The sequence below is a fragment of the Micromonospora sp. DT46 genome (genome assembly GCF_049841735.1).
Lineage (GTDB): Bacteria > Actinomycetota > Actinomycetes > Mycobacteriales > Micromonosporaceae > Micromonospora > Micromonospora reichwaldensis.
The window spans coordinates 1-18,759 of sequence record NZ_JBNCKW010000012.1; the positions used below are offsets into that span (position 1 = coordinate 1).

5 protein-coding genes are annotated in these 18,759 nt (G+C 75.0%); all 5 read left to right on the forward strand.

Translation table 11 applies throughout. The features are described 5' to 3' along the window. Positions 1 to 12 precede the first annotated feature (12 nt). Genes ACLQ20_RS28020 through ACLQ20_RS28040 form a run of 5 tightly spaced genes read left to right on the forward strand, consistent with a single transcriptional unit; the run spans position 13 to position 18,751 of the window. Positions 13 to 14,619 carry an amino acid adenylation domain-containing protein gene (locus ACLQ20_RS28020; protein ID WP_425858079.1) on the forward strand — a complete coding sequence of 4,869 codons (14,607 nt, stop codon included), beginning with the start codon at positions 13 to 15 and terminating at the stop codon, positions 14,617 to 14,619. Beyond that, positions 14,619 to 15,602 (forward strand): ornithine carbamoyltransferase, encoded by a 984-nt coding sequence (locus tag ACLQ20_RS28025; protein WP_425858081.1) that lies wholly within the window; start codon positions 14,619 to 14,621, stop codon positions 15,600 to 15,602. The genes ACLQ20_RS28020 and ACLQ20_RS28025 overlap by 1 nt, the downstream gene beginning before the upstream one ends. Then, positions 15,599 to 16,927, forward strand: coding sequence for an MFS transporter (locus ACLQ20_RS28030; protein WP_425858082.1), 1,329 nt, complete (start codon positions 15,599 to 15,601; stop codon positions 16,925 to 16,927). The genes ACLQ20_RS28025 and ACLQ20_RS28030 overlap by 4 nt, the downstream gene beginning before the upstream one ends. Positions 16,928 to 16,983: 56 nt before the next feature. Further along, entirely contained in the window at positions 16,984 to 17,919 is a 936-nt protein-coding gene (locus tag ACLQ20_RS28035; protein WP_151454651.1) for a TauD/TfdA family dioxygenase, read from the forward strand. Between the two features lie 25 nt (positions 17,920 to 17,944). Continuing rightward, complete coding sequence (locus ACLQ20_RS28040; RefSeq protein ID WP_358121428.1) at positions 17,945 to 18,751, forward strand: thioesterase II family protein; 807 nt, start codon at positions 17,945 to 17,947, stop codon at positions 18,749 to 18,751. Positions 18,752 to 18,759: the final 8 nt, after the last annotated feature.

An 18,759-nucleotide genomic window follows, 5' to 3' on the forward strand; every position in this document is an offset into this window, starting at 1 on the left:
ACCGAGGCGAGTGTGGGCACGTGCATCTTCCCGGTGGAGACCGAGCAGGCGGGTCCGGTGGTGCCGATCGGTCGTGCTCTGCCGGGCATGACGATGTACGTGCTCAACGGGGACCTGCACCTTGCCCCGGTGGGTGTGGTCGGCGAGCTGTACGTGGGCGGCGTGGGTGTGGCCCGTGGTTATGCGGGTCAGCCGGCGTTGACGGCGGAGCGGTTCGTGCCCGACCCGTTCGCCGCAGCCGGCAACGAGCCCGGAACCGCGGCCGGGGCGCGGATGTACCGCACCGGGGACCTGGTGCGGCGGTTGCCCGACGGGGCGGTGGAGTTCGTCGGGCGGGTCGACCACCAGGTGAAGATCCGCGGCTACCGGATCGAACTCGGCGAGATCGAGACGGTCCTGGAGGGCACCGACGGCGTGGCCGACGCGGTCGCCCTGGTCTCCGGATCGGCCGCCGAGGGCGACGCCCGGCTGGTGGCGTTCTACCGCCCGGCCGCGCCGGCGACGCCGGGCCTGCTGGACCGGATCCGGCAGCGGTGCGCGGAGCACCTGCCGGAGTACATGATCCCGGCCGAGTTCGTCGCCGTGGAGGCGATCCCGCTCAACGCCAACGGCAAGGTCGACCGCGCCGCCCTCTGGGAGGCGGCGGTGCCCGTCGAGCGGGCACACGTCGCCCCGGAGACCGAGCTGGAGAGCCGGCTCGCCGGGATCTGGGGCCAGGTGCTCAACCTCGAACAGGTCAGCACCCGGGAGAGCTTCTTCGACCTCGGCGGCGACTCGCTGCGCGCGGTCGCCCTGGTCGGCGCGCTGCGGGCGGCCGGCTTCGGGGTGGCCGTCCGGGACGTCTTCGTGCACCGCACGGTCGCCGCCCTGGCCGGGCACCTCTCCGCCAAGGACGCCGCCCCGGCGGCCCCGGCCTTCCAGGCCGTCGCGCCCTTCTCCCTGTTGACCGCCGCCGACCGGGCCGCGCTGCCCGCCGGCCTCGTGGACGCCTACCCGGCCGTGCAGGCGCAGGTCGGCATGGCCGTGGAGATCCAGAAGGACCCCGGCAAGTCGCTGTACCACATCGTGCGCTGCTTCCGGGTGCACAGTGGCCGGCCGTTCTCGGTCGACGCACTGCGGGCCGCCGTGCGGGACGTGGTCGGCCGGCACGAGACGCTGCGTACCTCGTTCGACCTCACCGGCTACTCGGTGCCGCTGCAGCTCGTGCACGCCGAGGCGCCCGTCGACGTACGGGTGACGGAGCTGACCGGCGACGACGTCGAGGCGCGGCTGCGGGCGTACGTCGACGCGGAACGGGCCCGGCCCTTCGCGCTGGACCAGCCGGCGCCGCTGCTGCGGGTCGCCGCCCACCGCACCGACGAGCGGGGCTGGTGGCTCACCGTCGCCGTCAGCCACCTGGTCACCGGCGGCTGGGACCTGAACACTCTCCTGGTCGAGCTGATCGGCTGCTACGAGCGGCGCAGCGCCGGCATGGTGCCCGAGTCGCCGGAGCCGAACGCCGTCCGGTACGCCGACTTCGTCGCCGCCGAACTGGCCGCGCTGAAGGGCGGCGAGGACGAGGCGTACTGGCGGGGCATCGTCGACACGTACGCCGGCTTCACCACGCCGGACGGCTGGGGCCGCACCGACGGCCCGCGCGAGAGCCTGCGGACCCGGGTCAGCTACCAGGACCTGGAGCCGAAGCTGCGCGCGCTGGCGTCGACCCTCGACGTGTCGCCCAAGTCGGTGCTGCACGCCGCGCACCTGAAGGTGATGAGCCAGCTCACCGACCAGGGGCGGTTCTACACGGGCCTGGTGTGCGACGCGCGGCCCGAGGTGCGGGGCGCCGAGCGGGTGCACGGCATGTACATCAACGTGCTGCCGTTCGCGCACGCCCGGGGTGCCGGCACGTGGCGCGAGCTGGTGCGGTCGGTCTTCGACCGCGAGGTGGAGCTGTGGCCGCACCGGCGGTACCCGCTGCCGGCGGTGCAGCGGATGGCCGGCGCCGGGTCCCGCCCGATCGACGTCGTCTTCGACTACACCGAATTCCGCCGGGCCGGGGCGGTCGCCGACGAGTCCGTCGACTTCGAGGCCATCGCCGGGGAGGGCGGCACCGAGTTCGCCCTCCAGGTGACCGCCGCCGGCGGCTTCCTCGACCTGGTCGGCGACAGCCACGCCTTCGGTCCCGCCGCGTTGGCCCGGGTGGGGGCGATGTTCCGCGAGGTGCTGGCGGCGATGGTGGCCGACCCCGAGGGCGACGCGGTCGCCGTCCGCCTTCCGGCGGCCGAACGCGACGAGGTCGAGGGCTGGTCGTCCGGCGGCACCGCCGAGGTCGGCGGGTACGCCCCGGCGGCGTTCGAGGCGCAGGCGGCGCGGCGGCCGGACGCGGTGGCGATCACCTGCGACGGCACCCGCGTCAGCTACCGGGACCTGAACGCCCGGGCGAACCGGTTGGCGCACCACCTGCGGGAGCTGGGGGTGGGGCCGGAGGTCCTCGTCGGGGCGTGCGCCCACCGGTCGGTGGAGCAGGTCGTGGGGATGCTGGCGGTGCACAAGGCGGGTGGGGTGTACCTGCCGTTGGATCCGTCGTACCCGGCGGAGCGGCTGGCGTTCATGCTGGCCGACGCGGCGGCCCCGGTGCTGCTCACCACCGCCGAGCTGCGCGGTCAGCTCCCGGCGGCCGAGGCGGCCACCGTGCTGCTCGACGAGCCGGACGCCTGGGCGGGCCAGCCGGCCACCGACCCCGAGCCGGTCACCCACGCCGACAGTGGCTGCTACGTCATCTACACCTCCGGCTCGACCGGCCAGCCCAAGGGCGTCCTCGTGCCGCACCGGGCGCTGGTCAACCGCTCCGCGTACGCCGGCCGGCGGATCAACCGCCTCGACGAAGAAGCGGTGCTGCTCCAGAAGACCGAGATCGGCTTCGACGTCTCCCCGGCCGAGGTCTACGCGGCCCTGTCGGCGGGCGCCCGGATCGTGGTGGCCCGCCCCGGTGGGCACCGCGACCCCGCGTACCTGCGGGAGCTGATCGTCCGCGAGGGCGTCACCGCCGTCGAGCTGGTGCCGAGCATGCTGTCCGCGCTGCTGGCCGAGGGGATCGGCGGCTGCCGGTCGCTGCGGTCGGTGGCCGTCGGCGGCGAGGAGATCGCCGTCGACGTGGCGCGGGCGTTCCTGGCCGCGCTGCCCGGCTGCGAGCTGCACAACACGTACGGCCCGGCCGAGACCACGGTCGACGTCACGAGCTGGCTCTGCACCACCGACGCCCTGGCCGGACTGTCCCGGGTGCCGCTCGGCACCCCGTTCACCAACCTCACCGTCCGGGTGCTCGACGAGCACCTGCAACCGGTGCCGGTCGGGGTGCGCGGCGAGCTGTGCATCGGCGGGATTGCGCTGGCCCGGGGCTACCTCGGGGCGCCGGGAACGACCGCGCAGCGGTTCGTGCCGGACCCGTACGGCGCGCCCGGGTCGCGGCTGTACCGCACCGGGGACGCGGCGGCGTGGCGGCCCGACGGCACCGTCGACTTCCTGGGGCGCATCGACTCGCAGGTGAAGCTGCACGGCGTACGCATCGAGCTGGGGGAGATCGAGACGGCCCTGCGCGGCTGCCCCGGGGTGACCGACGCGGTCGCCGCGGTCCGGGAGCAGGACGGCCGGCGCACCCTGGTCGGCTACCTCGTCACCGACGGCGGGCCCGCGCCCACCCCCGGTGAGCTGCGCGAACGGCTGCTGGCCGAGCTGCCCGAGGCGACGGTGCCGGCCGCGTACGTCACGATCGACGCCGTTCCCGTGGACCCGCACGGCAAGGTCGACCGGCGGCAACTGCCGGCGCCGGACGCGCGGTCCTACGCCCGGGGCCGCTACGAGCGGCCCAACGGCCCGGTGGAGTCGGCGATGGCCGGCGTCTGGTCCTGGGTGCTCGACCTCGACCGGGTCAGCGTGACCGAGAGCTTCTTCGACCTGGGCGGTGACTCGATGACGGCGGTGACCCTGGTCGGGTCGCTGCGCGCGGCCGGCCACGACGTCACCGTGCGGGACATCTTCGCGCACCGCACGATCCGCCGTCTGGTCACCGCGCTCGCCGAGGCCGACACCCCCAAGGAGGGGGCCTTTCGCCCCGTCGAGCCGTACGCGCTGATCGACGCCGCCGACCGGGCCAGGCTGCCCGGCGGCCTGGTCGACGCGTACCCGGCGACGCAGGCGCAGGTCGGCATGGCCGTGGAGATCCAGAAGGACCCCGAGAGGTCGCTGTACCACATCGTGCAGTCGATCCGGGTCGACGACGGGCGGCCGTTCGACGCCCGCGCGCTCCAGGCGACGGTCGACGCGCTGGTCGCCCGGCACGAGACGCTGCGCACCTCGGTCGACCTGACGGGCTACTCGGTGCCGATGCAGCTGGTGCGCGCGAGCGTCGCCGTGCCGGTCGCCGTGCACCCGGCCGCTGATCACGAGGAGCACCTGGCCGCCGAGCGGCGTACCCCCTTCGACCTGGACTCGGCCGCCGCGCTGCTGCGGGTCGCCGCGCACGCCGACGACGCCGGCGCCTGGTGGCTGACCCTCGCCGTGAGTCACCTGGTGACCGGCGGCTGGGACCTCAACGCCCTGCTCGCCGAGCTGCTCGGCGAGTACGCCCGGCGCAGCCGCGGCGGGGCGCCGAAGCAGGACGAGCCCCCCGCCGTCCGGTACGCCGACCACGTCGCCGGGGAGCTGGCGGCGCTGCGCTCGCCGGAGACCGCCGAGCACTGGCGGGCGGTGGTGACCGGGCGGCCGAAGCTGACCCTCCCGGACGCCTTCGGCGACCGGTCCGGCGCGGCGGCGGTCTGCCGGTACACGGTGGACGTCAACGACCTGGACGCGGCCGTCCGACGCCTCGCCAGCGACACCAACACCTCGGTCAAGGCGGTGCTGCACGCCGCGCACCTGAAGGTGATGAGCCAGCTCACCAGCGGGTCCGCCTTCTACACGGGCCTGGTGTGCGACGCGCGGCCGGAGGTGCGGGGCGCGGAGCGGGTGCACGGGATGTACATCAACGTGCTGCCGTTCCCGCACGCCCCCGCGACGGGGACATGGCGGGAGCTGGTGCGGTCGGTCTTCGACCGCGAGGTGGAGCTGTGGCCGCACCGGCGCTACCCGCTGCCGGCCGTGGCGCGGCTGGCCGACGCCGGGTCCCGGCCGATCGACGTCGTCTTCGGCTACGTGGAGACCCGGCAGGACGGCGGCGCGGCGGCCGGGGCGCCGGGCGCTGGCACGGACCTCGTCGAGGTCGGCGGGCCCGGGGCCACCGAGTTCGGCCTGTCGGTCGGGGCGGGCGGCGGCACCGTCCGCCTGGTCAGCGACAGCCGGACCGCCGACCCGGCCGCCCTGGTGCGGATCGGGGCGATGTTCCGCGAGGTGCTGACGGCGATGGTGACCGACCCGGACGGGGACGCGGCGGCGCCGCGCCTGCCGGCCGGGGAGCGCGAGGAGATCGCCCGGTTCGCCCCGGGCCGGACCGTCGAGGTCGGCGGGTACGTGCCGGCGGCGTTCGAGGCGCAGGCGGCGCGGCGGCCGGACGCGGTGGCGATCACGGCCGAGGGCGTGTCGTTCTCGTACGGGCAGCTCAACGGCCGGGCGAACCGGTTGGCGCACCACCTGCGGGAGCTGGGGGTGGGGCCGGAGGCGCTGGTCGGGGTGTGTGCGCACCGGTCGGTGGAGCAGGTCGTGGGGATGCTGGCGGTACACAAGGCGGGTGGGGTGTACCTGCCCCTGGACCCGTCGTACCCGGCGGAGCGGTTGGCGTTCATGCTGGCCGACGCGGCGGCCCCGGTGCTGCTCACCACCGCCGAGCTGCGGGCGCAACTGCCGCCGGTCGACGCCACGGTGGTGCTGCTCGACGAGCCGGACGCCTGGGCCGACCGCCCGCCGACCGACCCGGAGCCGCTCACCGACCCCGACAACGGCAGCGTCGTCATCTACACCTCCGGTTCCACCGGCCGCCCCAAGGGCTCGCTGCTGTCGCACCGGGCCCTGGTCAACCGGACCGGGCACGTCGGCGCGCGGGTCTACCGGCTGGACGGCGACGCCGTCGTGCTCCAGAAGACCGAGATCGGCTTCGACGTCTCCCCGGGCGAGGTCTACGCGGCCCTGTCGGCGGGCGCCCGGATCGTGGTGGCCCGCCCCGGCGGGCACCGCGACCCCGCGTACCTGTGCGAGCTGATGGCCCGCGAGGGCGTCACCACCGTCCACTTCGTGCCGTCGATGCTGCCGGCGCTGCTGGCCGAGGGGCTGGCCGGCTGCCGGTCGCTGCGGTCGGTGGCGGTGGGCGGCGAGGAGATCGGCGTCGACGTGGCGCGGGCGTTCCTGGCCGCGCTGCCCGGCTGCGAGCTGCACAACACGTACGGCCCGGCCGAGGCCACCGTCGACGTGAGCAGCTGGCAGTGCACCACCGACGCCCTGGCCGGGCTGTCCCGGGTGCCGCTCGGCACCCCGCACCCGAACCTGCGGCTGTACGTCCTCGACGAGCGGCTGGACCCCGTGCCGCTGGGCGTGCCCGGCGAGCTGTGCATCGGCGGGACGGGGCTGGCCCGGGGCTACCTGGGCCGGCCGGGGCTGACCGCCGAGAGGTTCGTGCCGGACCCGTACGGCCCGCCCGGGGCGCGGCTGTACCGCACCGGGGACGCGGCGGCGTGGCGGCCCGACGGCACCGTCGACTTCCTGGGTCGGCTCGACTCGCAGGTGAAGCTGCACGGCGTACGCATCGAACTGGGGGAGATCGAGACGGCTCTGCGCGGCTGCCCCGGCGTGGCCGACGCCGTCGCCGCCGTACGCGAGCACGACGGCCGCCGCACCCTCGTCGGGTACGTGCTGCCGACCCCCGGCGACGCACCGACCCCGTCCGGGCTGCGGGAGCGGCTGCTCGCCGCGCTGCCCGAGGCGATGGTGCCGGCCGCCTACGTCACCCTCGACGCCATCCCCAAGGACCCGAACGGCAAGGTCGACCGGCGCCAGCTCCCGGCCCCCGACACCGGCGCGTACGCCACGGGGGACTACCAGGCCCCGACCGGCGACGTGGAGGAGGAGATCGCCGGGATCTGGGCGCGGGTGCTCGGCGTGGCCCGCGTCGGCGTCACCGACAGCTTCTTCGACCTCGGCGGCGACTCGATGCTCGCGGTCACCCTCGTCGGCACGCTGCGCGCCGCCGGGCACCCCACCAACGTGCGGGACGTCTTTGCGCACCGGACCGTCCGCCGGCTGGCCGCCGCGCTGACCGACGCCGACACCGACGAGTTCCGCCCGGTCGCCCCGTACGCGCTGATCGGCGCCGCCGACCGGGCCAGGCTGCCCGGCGGCCTGGTCGACGCCTACCCGGCGTCGCGCACCCAGCTCGGCATGCTGGTGGAGTCGGCCGTCAGCGGCGACCGCGCGGTCTACCACAGCGTCCTGGCCCACCAGGTCCGCGACGGGCGGCCGTTCGACGCCGGGGCGCTGCGCGGCGCGGTCCGCGCCGTGGTGGCCCGGCACGAGATCCTGCGCACGTCGTTCGACCTGGTCGGCTACTCGGTGCCGATGCAGCTCGTGCACGCCCACGCCGAACCCGACGTGCGCGTCGAGGACGGCCGGGGCGTCCCGGCCGAGCGGCACGCCGCGCTCTTCGCGGAGTTCATCGCCGCCGAGCGGGGCCGCCCGTTCGACGTCGCCACCGCGCCGCTGCTGCGGGTCACCGCGCACGTGGACAGCGACGAGAGCTGGTGGTTCACCTTCACCATCTCCCACACCGTCACCGAGGGCTGGAGCAGCGCGCGGCTGGTCACCGAGGTGCTCGACCGCTACGCCGAGCTGGCCGACGGCCGCACCCCGGCGTCGGCCGACGTGCCGACCGTGCGCTACGCCGACTTCATCGCCGCCGAGATCGCCGCGCTGGAGTCGAGCGCCGACCGCGAGCACTGGCGGTCGGTGTGGGACGGGCGTGCCCCGTTCACCCTGCCCGCCGGCTGGGGCGAGCCGGACGCGCCGGACGCCACGGTGGACGCCACGGTCGACTTCGCCGACCTGGACGAGGCGCTGCGCGCCCTGGCCCGCGACACCGACGTGTCGGTGAAGGCGGTGCTGCACGCCGCGCACCTGAAGGTGCTCAGCCAGCTCACCGGCGAGCCGGGCTTCCACGCCGGCCTCGTCTGCGACGCCCGGCCCGAGGTGCTCGGCGCCGACGAGGTGCACGGCATGTACCTCAACACCGTGCCGTTCCCGTACGACCGGTCCGCCCGCACCTGGCGCGACCTCGTCGCCGCGGTGTTCGACCGGGAGGTCGCGCTCTGGCCGCACCGGCGGTTCCCGCTGGCCGAGATGCAGCGCGAGGCCGGCCACCGGCTGCTGCACGTCCTGTTCAACTACCAGGACTTCACCCGCGCGACGCAGGGCGGCGACGGATCCGGCCCGGTGGTCACCGGCGCCGCTGGCGAGGGCGCCACCGAGTTCGACCTCTCCTGCTTCGCCCAGCGGGGCCGCTACGCGCTCTCCGCGCGGGCGGGGCTGGTCAGCCAGGCCAACCTGGACCGGATCGCCGGCATGTACCGGGCGGTGCTGGAGGCGATGGTCGCCGACCCCCACGGCGACTGCCAGGCCGTCTGCGTGCCCGGGGGTGAACGCGACCGGCTGCTCGGCGTCACCGACACCGGCGCCGACGAGCCGGTCACGGGCACCATGGTCGAGCTGTTCCAGGCCCAGCTGGCCCGCGATCCGCAGGCGGTGGCCGTGGTGGCCGGCGCCGTCGAGCTGACGTACGCCCAGGTCGACGCCGCCGCCAACCGGCTGGCGCACCACCTGCGCGCGGCCGGCTCCGGCCGGGAGACCGTCGTCGGGGTCTGCCTCGACCGGGACGCGGACCTGGTGCCCGCGCTGCTCGGCGTGCTCAAGGCCGGCGCGGCGTACCTGCCGCTGGACCCGGCCCAGCCCGCCGAGCGGATCGGCTACATGCTGGCCGACGCCGGGGCACGGACCGTGGTGACGACCTCCGCGCAGGCGGAGGTGCTCGCCGGCTTCGACGGGCGGCGGGTGCTGCTGGACTCCGGCGACCTGGCCGGGCACCCGGAGACCGATCCGGGGATCGCCCGCGACCCCGACGACCTCGTCTACGTCATCTACACCTCCGGCTCGACCGGTCGGCCCAAGGGCGTCTGCGTGAGCGACGCCAACGTGCTGCGCCTGCTCGACGCCGCGCAGGAGCACTACGCGGTGGACGAGACCGACGTGTGGGCGCTGTTCCACTCGTACGCCTTCGACGTCTCCGTCTGGGAGCTGTGGGGCGCGCTGCTGCACGGCAGCCGGCTGGTGGTGGTGCCCCGCGAGGTGGCCCGGGTGCCGCAGGACCTGCTGGACCTGCTGGTCACGCAGCGGGTCACCATGCTGGCGCAGACCCCGACGGCGCTGCGCGGGCTGGTCCGGCTCGCCGCCGAGGACGCCCCCGGAATCCGGGAGCTGTCGCTGCGGGCGGTGGTCATCGCGGGGGAGAAGCTCGACTTCGCCGACCTCGCCCCGTGGGCGTCCCGCCTCGGGCTGGCCCGCACCGCGCTGGTCAACATGTACGGGATCACCGAGACCACCGTCTACTCCACCTACCACCGGATCACCCGGGCCGACCTGGCGCCCGGCGTGGGCAGCCGCATCGGCCGGCCGCTGTCCGGCGTGCGGATGTACGTGCTCGACCAGTACGGCCACCCGGCGCCCATCGGCGTGCCCGGCGAGGTGTACCTGGCCGGGCACGGGGTGGCCCGCGGCTACCTCAACCAGCCCGAGCTGACCGCCCGGCGGTTCCTGCCCGACCCGTACGGCCCGGCCGGCAGCCGGATGTACCGCACCGGCGACCTGGCCACCCGGCTGCCCGACGGCAGCGTGGAGTTCCTCGGCCGCCTCGACGACCAGGTGAAGCTGCGGGGCTACCGGATCGAGCCGGGCGAGATCGAGGCGGCGCTGACCGCGCTGCCCGGTGTCGCGGAGGCGGTCGTCGTGCTGCGCGCGGACGACCCGGCCGACCCCCGGCTGACCGCGTACCTGGTGGCCGGCGACGGGCCCGCGCCGGAGGCCGCCGCGCTGCGTGCCTCGCTGGCGCGTGCCCTGCCGGAGTACATGGTCCCGTCGGCGTTCGTGCTGCTGGAACAGTTGCCGCGCAACAACAGCGGCAAGCTGGACCGGCGGGCGCTGCCCGCCCCCACCGGCGCGACGCTGGCGGGCCGGGACTTCGTCGCCCCGGCCGGTCCGCTGGAGGAGCGCGTGGCCGCCGTCTGGGCCGACGTGCTGGGCCTGCCGGCGGTCGGCGTCACCGACGGCTTCTTCGACCTCGGCGGGCACTCCATCACGGCGCTGGTGCTGGCCGGGACGATGCGCGCGGCCGGGCTGGACGTGACGGTCGCGGACATCTTCCGGCACCCGAGCGTCCGGGCGCTCGGCGAGGTGCTGGCGAGCCGGGACGCGCCGGCGCCGACCGACCGCCCCGTCGAGCCCTTCGAGCTGGTCGCCCCCGCCGACCTGCCGCTGCTGCCGGCCGGGCTGGACGACGCGTACCCGCTGTCGCGGGTGCAGCTGGGGATGCTGCTGGAGATGCTGGCCGACAACGGCCAGAACCACTACCACAACGTCGTCTCGTTCCTGATCCCCGACGACGAGCCGTTCGACCTGGCGACGCTGCGGACCGCCGTCGCCGAGGTGGTGGCCCGGCACGACGTGCTGCGTACCTCGGTGGACACGAGCGGCTACTCGGTGCCGATGCAGCTCGTGCACCGCACGGTGGACGTCCCGGTCCGCACCCGCGACCTGCGCGGGGTCGCCGAGGCGGACCGGACGGCCCTGGTGCGCCGGCTCGTCGGCGAGGAGTACGCCGAGCTGTTCGACGTCGAGCGGGCGCCGCTGCTGCGGTTCACCGTGTGCCTGGAGACCGACCGGAGCTGGCGGCTGGTGCTCACCATCTGCCACGTCATCATCGAGGGCTGGAGCCTGCACGCCCTGGTGATGGAGATCCTGGACCGGTACCACGCGCGGCGGGCGGGCGCGGAACCCGACGTCACCGCCCCGCCCGGGGTGCGCTTCGCCGACTTCGTCGCCGGCGAGCTGCGCGCCCTGGACTCGGCGGCCGACCAGCGGTACTGGCAGGACGTGGTCGAGCGGCACCCGAGGTTCCTGCTCCCCGCCGCGTGGGCGCCGCCCGCACCGGCCACCCGGGAGCCGTACACCGAGGTGGTGTCCTACGCGGACCTGGAGCCGCGACTGCGGGCCCTGGCCTCGGCGGCCCGGGTCTCGCTCAAGGCGGTGCTGCACGCCGCGCACCTGAAGGTGCTCAGCCAGCTCACCGACGAGCCGGCCTTCTACAGCGGGCTGGTCTGCAACACCCGGCCGGACGTGGTGGGCAGCGAGCGGGTCTACGCCATGTCGCTGAACACCCTGCCGTTCCCGCACGACCGGACGGCGGGCAGTTGGCGGGAACTCGTCCAGCGGGTGCACGCCCGCGAGGCCGACCTGTGGCCGCACCGCCGCTACCCGGCGCCGGCCATCCGCACCCCCGGCCGGGGCGCCGGCCTGACCGACGTCTACTTCAGCTACCTCGACTTCACCGAGGTCGACGGCGGGCGCACCGCGCCCGTGGAGCGGATCGGCGCGAGCACCTCCGAGTTCGCGCTCGCCGTCGCCGCGGGCGCCGGCCGGCTCGAACTGAGCACCGACAGCCACGCCCTGGGCCGGGCCGACGCCGCGCGGCTGGGCGGCATGTACCGGCTGGTGCTGGAGGCCATGGTGGCCGACCCCGACGGCGACCCCCGGGCGGCGTACCTGCCCGCCGGGGAACGCGACGACGTGCTGGTGGGCTGGAACGCCTCGGCCGTGCCCGGATGCGTCGACCTCGTCCCGGACCGGGTCGCGGCGCGGGCCGCCGCCACCCCCGACGCGGAGGCCGTCGACGGTACGACCTACGCCGAGCTGGACACGGCGGCCAACCGCATCGGCCACCACCTGCGCGGGGCGGGGATCGGCCCGGAGCGGGTCGTCGGGGTGCTGCTGGACCGGGGCGCCGACCTCGTCGCCGCCCTGCTCGGGGTGTGGCGGGCCGGCGGCGCGTACCTGCCGATCGACCCGGGGCACCCGGCCGAGCGGGTCGCCGCGATGCTCGCCGACGCCGGGGCGACGGTGGTGGTGACCTCGACCGGCCACGCCGACCGGCTCACCGGCGTCGAGCTGGTGCTGCTCGACCGCGACGCCGAGCGGATCGCCGCGCTGCCCGCCGACCCGCCGCCCGGCCGTCCCGACCCGGAGCACCTCGCGTACGTCATCTTCACCTCCGGCTCGACCGGCCGGCCGAACGGCGTGCAGATCAGCCACGGCAGCCTCGCCAACTACCTCGGCTGGGCGGCCGAGGAGCTGATCGGGGACCGCACCGGCGGCGCCGCGCTCTTCTCGTCGGTCGCGTACGACATGGTGGTGACCAGCATCTGGGCGCCGCTGGTCACCGGGCAGCGGCTGTGGCTGCTGCCGCCCGGCGCCGGGCTGGACGAGCTGGGCCCGAGGCTGGCCGACGCCGGCCCGTTCAGCTTCGTCAAGCTGACCCCCGGCCACCTCGACCTGCTGACCCGCCAGCTCGGCGCGGAGCAGGCGGCGGCCCTGACCCCGCTGCTGGTCCTGGGCGGCGAGGCGCTGACCCGGCAGGTCTGCGACCGCTGGCACGCGCTCGCGCCGGGCAGCGTGCTGCTCAATGAGTACGGGCCGACGGAGGCGACGGTGGCCGTCAGCCGGTACCCGGTCACCGGGCCGCTGCCGGGCGACGTCGCGCCGATCGGCCGGCCGATGGCCGGGATGCGCACGTACGTCCTCGACGCCGACCTGCAACCGGTGCCGGTGGGCGTGGTCGGGCACGTCCACCTCGGCGGCCCCGGCCTCGCCCGGGGCTACGCCGGCCGGCCGGACCTGACCGCCGACCGGTTCGTGCCCGATCCGTTCGCCGCGGACGGCGGGCGGCTGTACCGGACCGGCGACCTGGGCCGCTGGCTGCCGGACGGGCAGCTCGACCTGCTCGGCCGGGTCGACGACCAGGTGAAGATCCGAGGGCACCGGGTGGAGCCCGGCGAGGTCAGGGCGGTGCTGGTGGCGCATCCGGGCGTGCGGGACGCGGTGGTGACCGTCGAGTCGACGGGCGCCGGCGGACCCCGCCTGGTGGCCTACCACGTCGGCGACGCGCCGGACCTGGCCGCGCACTGTGCCCGGTGGCTGCCCAGCCAACTGGTCCCGAGCGTCTTCGTCCCGGTGCCGGCCATCCCGCTCAACGCCAACGGCAAGGTCGACCGTCGGGCGCTGCCCCCGGTGGACCTGGCCGGGGCGGCCGACCACACCCCGCCCCGCCCCGGGCTGGAAAAGCTGATCGCCGACATCTGGGCCGGGGTCCTGGAGATCGACCGGGTGGGCCGGCACGACCGCTTCTTCGCCCTGGGCGGGCACTCGCTGCTGGTCGTACCGGTGGTCACGGCGGCCCGGCAGGCCGGAGTTCCGCTGACGCTGCGGGCGGCGATGCTCGACCGGACCCTGGCCGAGCTGGCCGCCTCGCTCGCCCCGACCGGGGCGGCGGCGTCCGTCGAAGCGGCGGATCCGGCGGTACGGGCCGGCGTGGCGCGGGCCGTGCCGGTGCTGCCGGCTGTCGAGCCGCTGCTCGCCGCCCACCGGGTGCCCGGCGCCTCGCTGGCCCTGCTCGCCGACGGCGAGGTGGTGGAGGTCCGCGCCGCCGGGCACCGCGCGGCCGGCGGCGACGCCCCGGTGACCCCGGCGACAATCTTCCAGGTCGGCTCGGTCAGCAAGCTGGTCACCGCGGTGGGCGCGCTGGTCCTTCTCGGGCGGGGGCAACTCCAGCTCGACACGGACGTCAACGCGTACCTGAAGGGCTGGCAGCTGCCGGCCGATCGACCGGTGAGCCTGCGGCAGCTGCTCTCCCACGTCGCCGGGCTGACCCCGACGGGCAGCACCGGGCACCCGCGTGGCGGCCCCGTGCCGAGCCTGTCGGACGTGCTGCACGGCCGGGGCGTGCCCACCGGTCCGGTCCGGGCGCTCGACGCGCCCGACGCGGTGGCGGTGGAGCGCAACAGCCACTTCGTGGTGGTGCAGCAGCTCATGGAGGACGTCACCGCGACGCCCTTCGCCGACCTGATGGCCGAGCTGGTCTTCGGACCGGTGGGGATGACCGGCAGCAGCTTCGACCAGAGCTTCCCGGAGACGTCCGGCCGGCCGGTGGCCGTCGGGCACGACGAGCGGGGCGAGCCGCTCCCGGGCGGCTGGCAGGTGCGTACGGACCTGGCGGCGGCCGGCCTCTGGACCACCGCCACCGACCTGGCCCAGCTCGTCAGGGAGATCCACCTCGCGTACCGGGGCGACCCGGCCCTGCTGAGCCGGGAGCTGGCGGTGGCGCAACTGACCACCGGAACGGGCGGCGTCTTCGGACTCGGCTGCATGGTGGACCGCATCGACGGGCCCGCCGGGACACGGGTGGAGTTCACCCACCGGGGCCGCATCCCCGGCTACCAGGCGCTCACCGCCGGCCGGGTGCCCGACGGCTCCGGGCTGGTGCTGCTGACAAACGGCGACCAGGGCCACGAGGTCGTGTCGCGGCTGGCGTCCGACACCGCACTGACGGAGGAAATGTGATGACGACCGTACCGAGCAGCCTTGCCACGGTCACCGACCCACCGACCCGGCAGGTGCGGCACCTGGTGTCGATCCGCGACCTGACCGACGACGACCTCTACTCGATCGTGGCGCGGGGGGCGAGGTTCGCCGCCGGCGAATCCGCCAGCCCGCTGGCCGACCGGGTGGTCGGCACCTACTTCGTGAAGACGTCGACCCGGACCCGGACCGCGTTCACCGTGGCCGCGCTGCGGCTCGGCGCGAGGACCATCCAGTACGGGCCGAACGACCTCCAGGTCAACACCGGGGAGTCCAGCGAGGACACCGGCCGGGTGCTGTCGGGCATGCTCGACGTGCTGGTGGCGCGGACCGCCGCCGACCCGGGGGAGATGCGCGACTGGTCGCGCCAGCACCGGATGGCCGTGATCAACGCGATGAGCGCCGAGGAGCACCCGACGCAGGCGCTGGCCGACCTGACCACCCTGCTGCGGCGCTTCGGCCGCATCGAGCGCCTGCGGCTGCTCTACCTGGGCGAGGCGAACAACACCGCGACCGCGCTGGCCCTGGCGCTGACCCGCTTCCCCGGCGTCGAGCTGGAGCTGCGCACCCCGGCGGGGTACGGGCTGCCGGCGGAGATCGCGGCGGTCGCGCGGGAGCAGGCCCAGCGCTGCGGCGCCCACCTCGTCGAACGGCACCACATGGACGACCTGCCGGGTGACCTGGACGCCATCTACACCACCCGCTGGCAGACCACCGGCACCAGCAAGCCCGACCCCGACTGGCGGCTGCGCTTCGCCCCGTTCCGGGTGGACCGGGAGCTGTGGCGGCGCAGCCCGCACGCGGTCTTCATGCACGACCTCCCGGCGCACCGCGGGGAGGAGGTGACCGCCGAGGTCCTGGACGGGCCGGCCAGCATCGCCTTCCAGCAGGCGGAGAACAAACTCTACAGCGCCATGGCCGTGCTCGACTGGTGCCGGGCCACCCCCGCCGGGTCCGCGTCGTGAGCGCGGTCGGGCACCCGGCGGACACGTCCCGGCAGCCGGGCCGCCTGACCGGCAACCGCGACTTCCTGCTGCTCTGGGTCGGCTCCGGGGTCTCGGCGCTGGGCTCCCGGGCCACCTCGATCAGCTACACCCTGCTGGTCTTCTGGTCGACCGGTTCGGCCACGGCGGCCAGCCTGGTCACCTTCGCCGCGCTGCTGCCCAACCTGGTCACCCAGTTGCCGGCCGGCGCGCTGGTCGACCGCTGGGACCGCCGGCGGACCATGGTGCTCTGCAACGTCGGGCGGATCGTCGCGATCGGCAGCGTCGCGGTCGCGGTGGCCCGGGACTCGGTGTGGCTGCCGCACCTGATGGCTGTCGCGTTCGTGGAGGCCAGCCTGGGCATCTGCTACGCCCTGGCCGAACGCGCCGCGGTGTTCAACGTGGTCCCGGCCGACAGGTACGGTGCCGCGACGGCGGCGAACGAGTCGCGGGCCAACGCGGCCAGCATCCTCGGCCAGCCGGCCGGCGCCGGGCTGTACGCGCTGACCCGCTGGGCGCCGTTCGGCTTCGCCGTGCTGATGCACGTGATCTCGCTGGTCACCCTGCTGTTCGTGCGGCGGGACCTGCAGGCGCCGAAGGCGCGCGCGGACGAGCCCGGTGGCCTGCTGACCCGGGTGCGGGAGGGCTTCGTCTTCGTCTGGGGCCAGCTCTACCTGCGCCGCGCCCTCGGCCTCTTCGCGGCGAGCAACATCCTGTTCCAGGTGCTGGGCCTGGGCCTCGTGGTGATCGTCAAGAACCTGGGCGGCTCGTCAGCCACGGTCGGGATGCTGCTGATGGTGAACAGCGTCTTCGGCATGGCCGGCGCGATGACCAGCAACTTCTACCTGAGTCGCTGGGGGATCCGCCGGATCATCATGGGGGTCAACATCGCCTGGGCGGTGCTGATGCCGCTGCTCGCGCTGGCACCGGGACTCGCGCTGGCACCGGGACTCGTCGTCCTCGGCGCGATCTTCGCGTTGATCCACTACGGCGCCGGCATCAGCAACGTGGCCGGGATGTTGTACGTGCTCCAGAGCGCACCTGACCACCTGCGCGGGCGGGCCGGCTCGATCGTCATGCTGCTCAGCTCGGGAGCCAACTCGCTGGGGGCGCTGTTCGCGGGCTTCCTGCTCGACTCGACGAGCTTCACCAGGGCCATGCTGATCGTGGGCGGGGCGATGGGGGTGATCGCGGTGCTCGCGGTGCTCGGCTTCGGCGGTCGCGCCCGGGCCGAGGCGGAACGGGCGGAGGCCGCCGAGCGGGCGGGCCGCGCGACCCGGGATGGTGGCGATATGGACGGAATATAGCGGAGCGGCAGAGCCTGGGAGGGATCGCACAGCTTGGGACGGTGAGGAGCCCCGGAATGAACGAGCACGCGAGCTGGAAGCCGTTGGAGATCACCCCGGAGAGCGCCGGCTGCGCGCCGAGCGCCGAGGGACTGGTCGACCACCTGCGCGAGCTGGACCTGGCGGAGGTGCTCACGGCCGAGAAGGCGCTCGTCTTCCGTGGCTTCGGGGTGCGGCCGGAGACCCTGGACCCGGTGATGGACCTGCTGCTGCCGAGGCGACTGGCGTACGTGCACGGCAACTCGCCGCGCACCAAGGTGGGCCGCAACGTCTACACGTCCACCGAGTACCCGTCCCGGTACACCATCTCCATGCACAACGAGCTGTCGTACGCGGCGCAGTGGCCGGCCCGGCTGCTCTTCTTCTGCCAGATCGCCGCCGAGACCGGCGGCGCCACCCCCGTCGTCGACGCCGAGCTGTGGCTCGACTCCCTGGACCCGCAGCTGCGCGCCGACTTCGCCGGTGGGCTGCGCTACCAGCAGAACCTGCACGACGGCATGGGGCTGGGCAAGAGCTGGCGGGAGACGTTCGAGACCGACAGCCGCGACGAGGTCGAGGAGTTCCTTGCCGGCGCCAACGCCACCTGGGAGTGGACCGCCGACGGACTGCGCGTGGTCCAGCTGCGGGAGTCCACCCTGCGGCACCCGGTCACCGGGGCCGAGGTGTGGTTCAACCAGGCCGACCAGTGGCACCCGGCCGGCCTGGACGACGACATCGCCCGGGTGATGACCCAGGTGATGGGCCCGGACGAGCTGCCCCAGTCGGTGACCTTCGCCGACGGCTCCCCGATCCCCGACGAGTACGTCACCCAGATCCGCGACCGGGGCCTGGAGGCGGCGGTCGACGTCGACTGGCGGGTCGGCGACCTGCTGCTGATCGACAACGTGCTCACCGCGCACGGCCGGCGCCCGTACACGGGTGACCGCCGGGTGCTGGTGGCGATGTCGGACTGAGCGGCGCGACCGGGAAGTGCCCCAGATGTCCCTGTCCCGCCCGAGCGGCGGCGATCCCTGGCTGCGGGTGTTCCGGGGCGGCGCGCACGCGGGTCTGCGGTTGGTCTGCCTGCCGCACGCCGGCGGCTCGGCCGGGTTCTTCCAGACCTGGGCGGCGCGGCTGCCGGACTCCGTCGACGTGCTCGCCGTCCGCTACCCGGGCCGCCAGGACCGGCTCTCCGAGCCGTGCGTCGACCGGATGGACGTGCTCGCCGACCGGGTCACCGAGGCGCTCACCGGTTACCTGGACCGTCCCCTCGCCCTGTTCGGCCACAGCATGGGCGCCTCGGTCGCCTACGAGGTGGCCGTCCGGCTGGAGGAGCGGTTCGGCGTCGTGCCGGAGTTCCTGTTCGTCTCGGGGCACGGGGCGCCGCACGTCACCCGGATCGACCAGCATCCCGACCACCTCGACGACGAGGAGTTCCTCGTCCGGATCGCCGCGCTCGGCGAGGTGGATCCGGTGGTCTTCCGCTCCCGGAAGCTGCGGGAACTGGTCGTACCGGCGCTCCGGGCCGACCTGCGGCTGATCCACGGCTACCTGCCGCGCGCGCCGCGGACCGTGTCCGCGCCGATCACGGCGTACCTCGGCACGGGGGATCCGGCCTGCGACCGGGAGTCGGTCTCCGCCTGGGCGGAGCTGACCACCGGCGGCTTCCGGCTGCGGGCGTTCCCCGGCGACCACTTCTATCTCGTGCCGGCGCGGGCGGAGCTGCTCGCGGACCTGACCGCGCAGCTCGCCGGCCGGCCGACCGTACCCCGTGCCGCGGCATCCGTGGCCGCGCACCTGATCTGACCGGCACC